Below are 10,318 nucleotides of genomic sequence, written 5' to 3'. Positions count from 1 at the left end.
GACACCCACCCCCCCAAACCCGACGCCCGCGTCTTATTTCTATACCACCCAGGACCGCCCGCGGGGGCGCCCCGGGCCTCGCGGGCTGACCGGTCAGCCCGCGAGACCCAAATCGCGGGCGATCAGCATCCGCTGGACCTCGCTGGTGCCCTCGCCGATCTCCAGGATCTTGGAGTCCCGCCACATCCGGGCCACCGGATACTCGTTCATAAAGCCGTATCCGCCGTGCACCTGGGTGGCCTCCCGGGCGTTGGTCACCGCGACCTCGGAGGAGTAGAGCTTGGCGATCGACGCCTCCTTCTTGAACGGCTCGCCGCGCACCAGCCGCGACGCCGCGTCCCGCCAGGCCACCCGGGCCATATGCGCCCGCATCTCCATGTCCGCGATCTTGAACTGGATGGCCTGGTTGGCGCCGATGGGGCGGCCGAACGCCTCACGGGTCTTCGCATACGCCACCGACTCGTCCACACAGCCCTGGGCCAGGCCGGTGGCCATCGCGGAGATCGCGATCCGGCCCTCGTCGAGGATCCGCAGGAACTGGGCGTAGCCGCGGCCGTTCTCGCCGAGCAGATGGTCCGCCGGGACCCGGCAGTCGGAGAAGGACAGCTCGCGGGTGTCCGACGCGTTCCACCCGACCTTGGAGTAGGGGGCGGCGACGGTGAGGCCGGGGGTGCCCGAGGGCACGATGATCGTGGAGATCTCGGGGCTGCCGTCGGGCTTGCGGCCGGTGACCGCGGTGACCGTGATCAGCGCGGTGATATCCGTGCCGGAGTTGGTGATGAAGCACTTGGTGCCGTTGATCACCCACTCGCCCGTGGACTCGTCCAGCCGGGCGGTGGTACGCGTGGCCCCCGCGTCCGAGCCGCCGCCGGGCTCCGTCAGGCCGAACGCGCCCAGGGACTCGCCCGAGCACAGTCCGGGCAGCCAGCGGCGCTTCTGCTCCTCCGTGCCGTAACGGAAGATCGGCATCGCACCCAGCGAGACGCCCGCCTCCAGGGTGACGGCCACGGAGGAGTCCACCCGGGCCAGCTCCTCGATGGCCAGACAGAGCGCGAAGTAGTCGCCGCCCATGCCTCCGTACTCCTCGGGGAAGGGCAGCCCGAACAGACCCATCCGGCCCATCTCGCGGATGATCTCGTACGGGAACTCGTGCTGCTCCCAGAACTCCCCGATCTTCGGGGCGACCACGTCGTGCGCGAACGCCTCGACGGTACGGCGCAGTTCCTCGTGCTCGGGAGAGAGGCGGTGGTCGGTCGACATGGCTCAGATCTCCTTCGGGGAGAGCGCACGAACGGTACGGGAGGGGCTCGGGCGGCCCAGGTGCCGGGCCATCCAGGCGCTGGTCGCGGCGAGCCGGCCCAGATCGACCCCGGTCTCGATGCCGAGGCCGTCGAGCATCCACACCAGGTCCTCGGTGGCGAGGTTGCCCGTCGCGCTCTTCGCGTACGGGCAGCCGCCGAGGCCGCCGGCGGAGGCGTCGACGCAGGTGACGCCGTACTGCAGCGCCGTGAGGGTGTTGGCCAGCGCCTGGCCGTAGGTGTCGTGGAAGTGGACCGCCAGTTTCTGCGCCGGGATGCCCGCCTCGCTCAGGGCGGACAGCAGCTCCAGCACATGGCCGGGGGTGGCCACGCCGATGGTGTCGCCCAGGCTCAGCTCCTCGCACCCCATGTCGAGGAGGTGGCGGGCGACCGAGACCGTCTGGGAGACGGGGACCGCGCCCTCCCACGGGTCGCCGAAGCACATCGACAGATAGCCGCGCACCCCGGCGCCCGCGGTGCGGGCCTCGGCGACGACGGGCTCGAACATCTCCAGCACCTCGTCCACCGAGCGGTTGAGATTGGCGCGGGCGAAGGACTCGGTGACGCTGGCGAACACGGCCACGTCGCGCGCGCCGAGCGCCAGCGCGCGCTCCAGGCCGCGCTTGTTCGGAACCAGCACGGGCAGCCGGGCCTCGGTGCCCTCCAGCAGCGGCATCAGCTCCTCGGCGTCGGCCAGCTGGGGCACCCACTTGGGGTGGACGAAGCTCGTCGCCTCGACGGTGGTCAGCCCCGCCTCGACGAGCCGGCGGATGAACTCCGCCTTCACCGCCACCGGGACCAGCGTCTTCTCGTTCTGCAGCCCGTCCCGGGGGCCCACTTCATGGATGCGGACCCGGGCGGGCAGCCCGGGGGCCGGGAAGGTCATGGGCAGGGTGTCGGGGAGGGCCATCATCAAGTCTCCTTCGAGGATGCCCCAGGCTTTGGCCTGGGGGAATCGAACCCCTGCGGAGTAGGGCAAGAACGGGTTTCGCTGACGGGGCAAAAGACCGTCCACATGGTCGGGTAAGGTGTGTGTCGTGCGTTGCGAGAGCCAAGCGCGCACACCGTGCCGATCGAGAGCCAAGACGGCGCAGTCGAGCTTTGCTCAACAAACCGGGCAGGTTCCGTCCCGGCTGGTGTTGAGAGAGTAAGACCCTTCAGGCCGCTGGTCTGCGGGGCTTCCTGAGCCAGGAATCTCTCTGCTTTGGCTGGGGGAGGGTTCAATCACGCTCCTCGGTCTCCGGGGTGACGACCGCCAGCAGCTGGTCCATGGCGACCGTGCTGCCGGCGGTCACATCGAGCTCGGTGACGGTGCCGTCGTGCGGAGCGGAGATGACGTGCTCCATCTTCATGGCCTCGACCACCAGCAGGCCCTGCCCGGCGGTGACCTCGTCGCCGACGGCCGCCTTGACCACCGTGACCGTGCCGGGCATGGGCGCGGTCAGCTCCCCGGCGTGGGCGCCGGCCGCCCCGCCGCGCAGCGCGGCCTCCACCGGGTCGTGGTCGACCACGTGCCAGGCGTCGCCGTCCCGGCCCAGCCAGTGGCCTGCGCCCTGCGCGGCGTGCGCGAAGGTGTGGGTCACGCCGCCCCAGTCCAGTACGGCCCGGGACACGGTGTCGCCGCCCTTGGGAAGGGTGAGCCGCGCGCGGACCGTCGCCTCGGCGGCGGGCGTCTCGGAAGCCTTGGGTGCCTCGGGAGTGTCCGGGCCCGTCACCCACACCTCCGCGTCATGGGCCCGGCCGCGCACCCGGACGGTCACCGGGGCGTGTCCGGGCACCCGCAGGGCATGGACGGTCCAGGCGGGCTGACCGCCCAGCCGCCAGCCGGTCGGGACGGAGAACGGGTCGACCCAGCCCGAACCGTCCACGGTGGAGGGCCCGCCCGGCTCCAGCGCCGCCTGGCGCAGCAGCGCCGCCGCCGCGTACACCTCGTCCGGGACGGCGGCGGGCACCAGGCCGGGGGCCTCGCGGTCGACGAGGCCGGTGTCCAGAGCGCCGGAGGCCACGGCCGGGTGGGCGGCGAGGCGGCGTAGAAAGCCGGTGTTGGTGTCCAGGCCCAGGGTGGTGGTGCGGGCCAGCGCGGCGCGCAGCCGGCGCAGGGCGGTGGGGCGGTCGGGGCCGTGGGCGACGACCTTGGCGAGCATCGGGTCGTACACCGTGCCGACCTCGGTGCCGACGGCCAGCCCGGAGTCGACCCGCACCCCCTCCCCGTCCGGCTCGGACAACGCGAGCACCGTGCCCGCCGAGGGGAGGAAGTCGACCCTGCCGCCGCTGACCCGGGCGGTCTCCGCGCAGATACGGGCCTCGACGGCGTGTCCGGTCAGCGAGATGTCGTCCTGGGCGAGGGGCAGCCGCTCGCCGGCCGCGATCCTCAGCTGCCATTCCACCAGGTCAAGACCCGTGATGAGCTCGGTCACCGGATGCTCGACCTGGAGGCGGGTGTTCATCTCCATGAAGCAGTACGCCGCCGGGTCGGCGCCCGGGACGATGAACTCCACCGTGCCCGCGCCCACATAGCCGCAGGAGCGCGCCGCCTGCACCGCGGCCTCGCCCATGAGCGCCCGGGTGTCGGGGTCGAGCAGGGGGCTTGGTGCCTCCTCGATGATCTTCTGATGGCGGCGCTGCAACGAGCACTCGCGCTCACCGAGATGGATGACATGGCCGTAGCCGTCGGCCAGCACCTGGATCTCGATATGCCGGGGGCCGTCGATCCAGCGCTCGACCAGCAGCGTGTCATCCCCGAACGCGCCGCGGGCCTCGCGCCGCGCCGCCGCGATCTCGTCCGCGAGCCGCGCCTCGTCCCGCACCAGCCGCATGCCCTTGCCGCCGCCGCCCGCCGAGGGCTTGAGCAGCACCGGCATGCCGATCTCCCGGGCGGCCGCCGCGAGCTCGGCGTCGGTCAGGGCGCTGCCGGTGGAGCCGGGCACCACGGGCACGCCCGCCGCCCGCACGCTCTCCTTGGCGCGGATCTTGTCGCCCATCAGCTCGATCGCCGCGGCGGGCGGGCCGATGAAGGTGAGCCCGGCGCCGGTGCAGGCGCGCGCGAACGCCGCGTTCTCCGCGAGGAAGCCATAGCCGGGGTGCACGGCCTGGGCACCGGCCCGGTCGGCCGCGTCCAGCAGCCGCTTGACCGACAGATAGCTCTCGGCGGGGCTGGCCGGGCCCAGCCGGACCGCCGTATCCGCCTCGCGCACATGCAGCGCGTCCGCGTCGGCGTCGCTGAACACGGCGACCGAGCGCACACCGAGCCGCCGCAGCGAGCGGATCACCCGGACGGCGATCTCCCCGCGGTTGGCCACCAGGACTGTCTCGAACATCGGGCTCATCGGACTCATCGGGCTCTCACTCTTCAGCTCCACGGTCCCTCACATCCGGAAGACGCCGAAGCCGGGCGTCACGGGATCCTGGCCGGGCTTGCCGGGAAGCGGCGCGTTCGCACAGGCGGTGAGGGCCAGGCCCAGCACCGCGCGGGTCTCCAGGGGGTCGATCACACCGTCGTCCCACAGCCGCGCCGTCGCGTAATAGGCGTTTCCCTGGGTCTCGTACCGCTCGCGGATCGGCGCCCGGAACGCCTCCTCCTCGTCCGCCGGCCACTCCTCGCCGCGCGCCTCCAGCTGGTCGCGCTTGACGGTCGCGAGCACGGAGGCCGCCTGCTCGCCGCCCATCACCGAGATCTTCGCGTTGGGCCACATCCACAGGAAGCGCGGCGAATAGGCGCGCCCGCACATCGAGTAGTTGCCCGCGCCGTACGAGCCGCCGATGACGACCGTGAGCTTGGGCACGCGCGTGCAGGCCACGGCGGTGACCATCTTGGCGCCGTGCTTGGCGATGCCGCCCGCCTCATAGCTGCGGCCGACCATGAACCCCGAGATGTTCTGCAGGAACACCAGAGGGATGCCGCGCTGGTCGCACAGCTCGATGAAATGGGCGCCCTTCTGGGCCGATTCGGAGAACAGGATGCCGTTGTTGGCGACGATGCCCACCGGGTGGCCCATGATGTGCGCGAACCCCGTCACCAGCGTCGTGCCGAACTCGGCCTTGAACTCGGCGAACCGCGAGCCGTCCACGAGCCGCGCGATCACCTCGCGCACGTCGTACGGCGTGCGCGAGTCGACCGGCACGGCCCCGTAGAGCCCCGCTGGGTCGACCGCGGGCTCCTCGGAGGGCTCCACCGGCCAGGGCAGCTCCCCGCGCCGCGAGCGCGGCGCCGGGAGCGTCGAGACGATCGTGCGGACGATGCGCAGGGCGTGGGCGTCGCTCTCGGCGAGATGGTCGGTGACGCCGGAGACCTTGGAATGGACCTCGCCGCCGCCCAGCTCCTCGGCCGTGACCACCTCTCCCGTCGCCGCCTTCACCAGCGGCGGCCCGCCCAGGAAGATCGTGCCCTGGCCGCGCACGATGACGGCCTCGTCGCTCATCGCCGGGACATACGCCCCGCCCGCCGTGCAGGACCCGAGCACGGCCGCGATCTGCGGGATCCCGGCGCCCGACATCCGCGCCTGGTTGTAGAAGATCCGCCCGAAGTGGTCCCGGTCGGGGAAGACCTCGTCCTGCATGGGCAGGAAGGCGCCTCCGGAGTCGACCAGATACACGCACGGCAGCCCGTTCTCCAAGGCGACGTCCTGGGCGCGCAGATGCTTCTTGACCGTCATCGGGTAGTACGTGCCGCCCTTGACCGTGGCGTCATTGGCGATCACCATCACCTCGCGGCCCGCCACCCGCCCGATCCCCGCGATCACGCCCGCCGCCGGGGCCTGCCCCCCGTACATCCCGTCGGCCGCGAGCGGGGCCAGCTCCAGGAACGGCGAGCCCGCGTCCAGCAGGGTGTCGACCCGGTCGCGGGGCAGCAGCTTGCCGCGCGCGGTGTGCCGCGCCCGCGCCTTCTCGCCGCCGCCCAGCCGCGCCGCGGCCAGCTTCTCGCGCAGCCGCGCGGCCAGCTCGCGGTGCGCGGCCTCATTGGCCGCCCAGGCGTCGGACGCCGGATCGGCGGCGCTGCCCAGCACCGGTGCCTGCTCCATGACTACGGGCCCCCTTGCCTCGCGGTCCTGCGCTCAAGCGTGGTTAATGAGCGTTAACCCATCCCCACCAGGTTAACGACCACTAACGCCGCTGTCTAGAATCAAGTCCATGAGCACGCAAGCCTCTGCCCCCACCCGCCGCGAGCAGATCCTGAAGGAGGCGGCGCGCCTGTTCGCCGAGCGCGGCTTCCACGGCGTCGGCGTCGACGAGATAGGCGCGGCGGTCGGCATCAGCGGACCGGGCCTCTACCGCCATTTCCCGGGCAAGGAGGCCATGCTGGCGGAGCTGCTGGTCGGCATCAGCGGCCGGCTCCTGACGGGCGGCAAGCAGCGCGCCGCCGAGGCCGCGGGACAGGAGCGGGACCCGGGCGCCGTGCTGGACTCGCTGGTGAGGGGCCATATCGACTTCGCCCTCGACGACCGTCCGCTGATCATCCTCCACGACCGCGAACTGGACCGGCTCCGGGACACCGACCGCAAGCTGGTGCGCTCGCTCCAGCGGCAGTACGTCGAGCTGTGGGTCCAGGTGCTGCGCGAGGTCCACCCCCGGCTCGCCGAGACCGAGGCGCGGGCGTGTGTCCACGCCGTCTTCGGGCTGCTCAACTCCACCCCGCACCTCAGCCGCCCCGGCGCCCTCCCGGGCCGCGCGGCCACCGCCGAACTGCTGCACCGCCTGGCGCTCGGCGCCTTCCGTGCCGCGGCGGACGGGTCTGGACAGTGAGCCGACCGGCCGGTAGCTTTCGCTGAGCAAGCGCTTAGCCAGCCGGACCGAGGAGGTCGCCGCAGATGCGTCGTACGGTGTTCAACGAGGACCACGAGGCGTTCCGGGAGACCATCCGCGACTTCATCGCCGCCGAGGTCGTGCCGTACTACGAGGAGTGGCGGGAGGCCGGTCAGGCCCCGCGCGAGTTCTACAAGAAACTCGGCGAGCTGGGCATCTTCGGCATCGAGGTGCCCGAGGAGTACGGCGGCGCGGGCGAGACCAGCTTCAAGTTCAACGCGATCATCACCGAGGAGACCGCCCGGGCCGGGGTCAGCTTCGGCGGCAGCAGCGTGCACACCGCGCTGTGCCTGCCGTACCTCCTCAAGTACGCCACCGAGGAGCAGAAGCGGCGCTGGCTGCCCCCGTTCATCGCCGGCGACCTGATGACCGCCATCGCCATGACCGAGCCGGGCACCGGCTCCGACCTGGCCGGTATGAAGACCACCGCCAAGCTGTCCGAGGACGGCACGCACTACGTCCTCAACGGTGCCAAGACCTTCATCACCGGCGGCGTCCTCGCCGACCGCGTCCTGGTCTGCGCCCGCACCGCCCCCGCCACCCCCGAGGACCGCCGCGGCGGCATATCCATCCTCGTCGTCGACACCCAGAGCGAGGGCTACGCGGTCGGCCGCAAACTGGAGAAGCTGGGCCTGAAGACCTCCGACACCGCCGAGCTGTCCTTCACCGACGTCAAGGTGCCGGTGGCGGACCTGCTGGGCGAGGAGGGCCGGGCCTTCGAATACCTCACCCACAACCTCCCGCAGGAGCGCCTGGGCATCGCCGTCAGCGCATACGCGCAGGCCGCGGCGGCCGTCGAGTTCGCCAAGGCGTATGTGGCGGACCGTACGATCTTCGGCAAGACGGTGGCGTCCTTCCAGAACACCAAGTTCGCGCTCGCCGACTGCAAGTCCGAGGTGGACGCGATGCAGGCGGTCGTCGACCGGGCCCTGGAGGCCCACGACGCGGGCGAGCTCACCGCGGCCGACGCGGCCTCCGCGAAGCTCTTCACCACCGAGCGCGCGGCCGTCGTGATCGACAAGTGCCTGCAGCTGCACGGCGGTTACGGCTACATGATGGAGTACCCCATCGCCCGTCTGTACGCGGACACCCGCGTCACCCGCATCTACGGCGGCACCAGCGAGGTCATGCGGTCCATCGTCGCGAAGTCGATGGGCCTGTGAGATCCGTAAGACCCGCGCAATCTTGGTCTGCAAAACTCTTCAAACCATGAACGAAGCACCACAAGGCGCACCGCAGGACGTACCACAAGGCGCGCTACAGAATCTGCTCGATCTGCTCGACCTGGAGCAGATCGACCTGGACATCTTCCGCGGCACCAGCAGCGCGGCACCCCTGGTGCCGCGCGTCTTCGGCGGCCAGGTCGCCGCCCAGGCCCTGGTCGCGGCCGGCCGCACCGTCCCGGCCGACCGCCCGGCGCACTCGCTGCACTCGTACTTCCTGCGCCCCGGCGACCCGGACGCGCCCATCGTCTACACCGTCGACCGCATCCGCGACGGCTTCTCCTTCACCACCCGCCGGGTCGTGGCGGTCCAGCACGGCCAGCCGATCTTCCACCTCTCGGCGTCCTTCCAGCGCCACGAGGAGGGGCTTGAGCACCAGGAGCCGATGCCCGACGTGCCCGACCCGCTCTCCCTGCCGACGGGCGAGGAGCTGCTGCCCCGGTACGCCCACCTCTTCAGCGGCCCGAGCGTGATCGAGCGGATGCTGGAGGCGCGGGCCGCGATCGATCTGCGGTACGTGGACGCGCCGCCGTACGCGAGCGTCGGGGAGCCGCGTGAGCCGAAGTCGCAGGTTTGGTTCCGGACGAACGGCAAACTGGACGGCGCCGCCGACGCCCCCCTGACCCACCTCTGCCTGGCCACCTACGTCTCCGATATGACGCTGCTGGACTCGGTGCTCCTGGCCCATGGGCGCGGCGGCTGGGCGGTCGGCGACATCGTCGGCGCCAGCCTGGATCACGCCATGTGGTTCCACCGCCCGTTCCGCGCGGACGAGTGGCTGCTGTACGACCAGGAGAGCCCCTCCGCGTCCGGCGGCCGGGGGCTGGCCAAGGGCCGTATCTTCACCGCCGACGGGCAGTTGGCGGTCTCCGTGATCCAGGAAGGCATGATGCGCGTGCCCCGCCCTCCTCTTTAGGGCTCGGTTCGCCTCCGGGGCGCCTGAGCCCCTGTCGACGGTCGACCGTGCTCGGCCCCTCGCGCGGCGGAGCCGCATATGGATCGCAGTCCTCGGGGCCTGCGCGCGCTCTCCCTTTCACAGTGACATCAGCGCCTCCGGCGCGGGCGGCTGCGCCCCTTCGGCTCACTCGCCGCACAACCGTCCTGACGCGCGTAGCGCGGCCGCTCGCGGTGCGTCGAAGCGGCCGGCTCGCGTCAGGAGGACTCGGCCGTGAGCCCCGCCGCGTCCAGCAGATAGGCGACCATCGGGTCGTAGAACCGCGGGTTGGTGACATGGTCGTCCAGCGGCACCACCACCTGGAGCGTGCCCTCCGCCTCGCCGAGGAACAGCGCCGGGTCGTTGCAGTCCGCGTACCCCACCGCGTCGATGCCGCGCTGCCCCGCGCACCCCGCCCAGCCGTGGTCGGCGACCACCAGATCGGGCAGCGGCCGCCCCTCCTGCTCGAGACCGTCCAGGATCGCGGCCATGGGGGCGGGGGAGTGGGTGTGCCACAGCGTCGCGCCGCGCTCCAGCATCGCCACGTCGCAGAACTGGAAGACGTACCCCTCGTCGGCCGTCAGCCCGCCCGGGATCTCCACGATCTCGCACCCCGCGGCCCGCAGCGCCGCCGCCGTGAAGCGGTGGACGTCCAACAGCCCGCCCGGGTGCCCGGTCGCGAACAGCACCCGCTCCTTCGCCTCGGCCGCCTTGCGCAGTACGGAGGCCATCCGGTCCAGCGCCCCGACCGTGAGCTCCGGGTCGATGGTGTCCTGCCCGGCGCGGTGCTCCGGGTCGTCCACCACGCCGCAGCGCTCCGCCATGACCGCCAGTACGTCCTGTTCATCGGCCCAGCGGTCGCCCAGTTCCAGGCCCAGCCAGTAGTGGCGGTCGCCGTTCGCGAGCTTGCGGTAGTGGGAGAGGTTGTTGTCTCGGGGGGTGGCGACGTCGCCGGCGATGCGGGTGCGGACCAGGTGGTCGATCAGTTCGGCCCGGCTGGGCGCGGAGCTGGGTATCGGCATGCGATCCATTGTCGCCTCTGCCGCGCGGAAATGGGGGCATCC

8 protein-coding genes are annotated in these 10,318 nt (G+C 71.7%); 3 read left to right on the top strand and 5 right to left on the bottom strand.

Going from position 1 to position 10,318, the window contains the following annotated elements; genetic code table 11:
* Window positions 1–93: 93 nt before the first annotated feature.
* From ACFV2X_RS04165 to ACFV2X_RS04150, 4 genes are all read right to left on the bottom strand, one after another.
* Entirely contained in the window at window positions 94–1,260 is a 1,167-nt protein-coding gene (locus ACFV2X_RS04165; RefSeq protein ID WP_385611137.1) for an acyl-CoA dehydrogenase family protein, read from the bottom strand.
* A gap of 3 nt (window positions 1,261–1,263) precedes the next feature.
* Window positions 1,264–2,208, bottom strand: coding sequence for a hydroxymethylglutaryl-CoA lyase (locus ACFV2X_RS04160; RefSeq protein WP_385611486.1), 945 nt, complete (start codon window positions 2,206–2,208; stop codon window positions 1,264–1,266).
* Between the two features lie 310 nt (window positions 2,209–2,518).
* The gene (locus ACFV2X_RS04155) at window positions 2,519–4,615 is read right to left on the bottom strand and encodes a biotin carboxylase N-terminal domain-containing protein (RefSeq protein WP_385611135.1); all 2,097 of its coding nucleotides are present in this window, start codon (window positions 4,613–4,615) and stop codon (window positions 2,519–2,521) included.
* A 48-nt stretch (window positions 4,616–4,663) separates the two neighbouring features.
* Window positions 4,664–6,316 carry a carboxyl transferase domain-containing protein gene (locus ACFV2X_RS04150; protein WP_385611133.1) on the bottom strand — a complete coding sequence of 551 codons (1,653 nt, stop codon included), beginning with the start codon at window positions 6,314–6,316 and terminating at the stop codon, window positions 4,664–4,666.
* Between the two features lie 109 nt (window positions 6,317–6,425).
* Here ACFV2X_RS04150 and ACFV2X_RS04145 point away from each other — a divergent pair, with 109 nt between their 5' ends.
* The 3 genes from ACFV2X_RS04145 to ACFV2X_RS04135 all read left to right on the top strand — a co-directional run bounded on the left by ACFV2X_RS04145 (window position 6,426) and on the right by ACFV2X_RS04135 (window position 9,236).
* Window positions 6,426–7,037, top strand: coding sequence for a TetR/AcrR family transcriptional regulator (locus tag ACFV2X_RS04145; RefSeq protein ID WP_385611130.1), 612 nt, complete (start codon window positions 6,426–6,428; stop codon window positions 7,035–7,037).
* 65 nt (window positions 7,038–7,102) lie between these two features.
* The gene (locus tag ACFV2X_RS04140; protein WP_385611128.1) at window positions 7,103–8,260 is read left to right on the top strand and encodes an acyl-CoA dehydrogenase family protein; all 1,158 of its coding nucleotides are present in this window, start codon (window positions 7,103–7,105) and stop codon (window positions 8,258–8,260) included.
* 46 nt (window positions 8,261–8,306) lie between these two features.
* Window positions 8,307–9,236 carry an acyl-CoA thioesterase gene (locus ACFV2X_RS04135; RefSeq protein WP_385611125.1) on the top strand — a complete coding sequence of 310 codons (930 nt, stop codon included), beginning with the start codon at window positions 8,307–8,309 and terminating at the stop codon, window positions 9,234–9,236.
* A gap of 236 nt (window positions 9,237–9,472) precedes the next feature.
* On the opposite strand, the gene ACFV2X_RS04130 is transcribed toward ACFV2X_RS04135, so the two are convergent.
* Window positions 9,473–10,276 carry a phosphatase gene (locus tag ACFV2X_RS04130; protein WP_089506929.1) on the bottom strand — a complete coding sequence of 268 codons (804 nt, stop codon included), beginning with the start codon at window positions 10,274–10,276 and terminating at the stop codon, window positions 9,473–9,475.
* Between the last annotated feature and the right edge of the window lie 42 nt (window positions 10,277–10,318).

This window comes from Streptomyces sp. NPDC059679, assembly GCF_042734105.1.
Classification (GTDB): Bacteria; Actinomycetota; Actinomycetes; order Streptomycetales; family Streptomycetaceae; genus Streptomyces.
Note: the sequence above shows the minus strand (reverse complement) of the source record. Positions and strands in the feature narration are given on the sequence as shown.

Coding starts and splice junctions, on each gene's coding strand:
- ACFV2X_RS04165 (WP_385611137.1), bottom strand. CDS start 1,260: ATGTCGACCGACCACCGCCTCTCTCCCGAGCACGAGGAACTGCGCCGT.
- ACFV2X_RS04160 (WP_385611486.1), bottom strand. CDS start 2,208: ATGGCCCTCCCCGACACCCTGCCCATGACCTTCCCGGCCCCCGGGCTG.
- ACFV2X_RS04155 (WP_385611135.1), bottom strand. CDS start 4,615: ATGTTCGAGACAGTCCTGGTGGCCAACCGCGGGGAGATCGCCGTCCGG.
- ACFV2X_RS04150 (WP_385611133.1), bottom strand. CDS start 6,316: ATGGAGCAGGCACCGGTGCTGGGCAGCGCCGCCGATCCGGCGTCCGAC.
- ACFV2X_RS04145 (WP_385611130.1), top strand. CDS start 6,426: ATGAGCACGCAAGCCTCTGCCCCCACCCGCCGCGAGCAGATCCTGAAG.
- ACFV2X_RS04140 (WP_385611128.1), top strand. CDS start 7,103: ATGCGTCGTACGGTGTTCAACGAGGACCACGAGGCGTTCCGGGAGACC.
- ACFV2X_RS04135 (WP_385611125.1), top strand. CDS start 8,307: ATGAACGAAGCACCACAAGGCGCACCGCAGGACGTACCACAAGGCGCG.
- ACFV2X_RS04130 (WP_089506929.1), bottom strand. CDS start 10,276: ATGCCGATACCCAGCTCCGCGCCCAGCCGGGCCGAACTGATCGACCAC.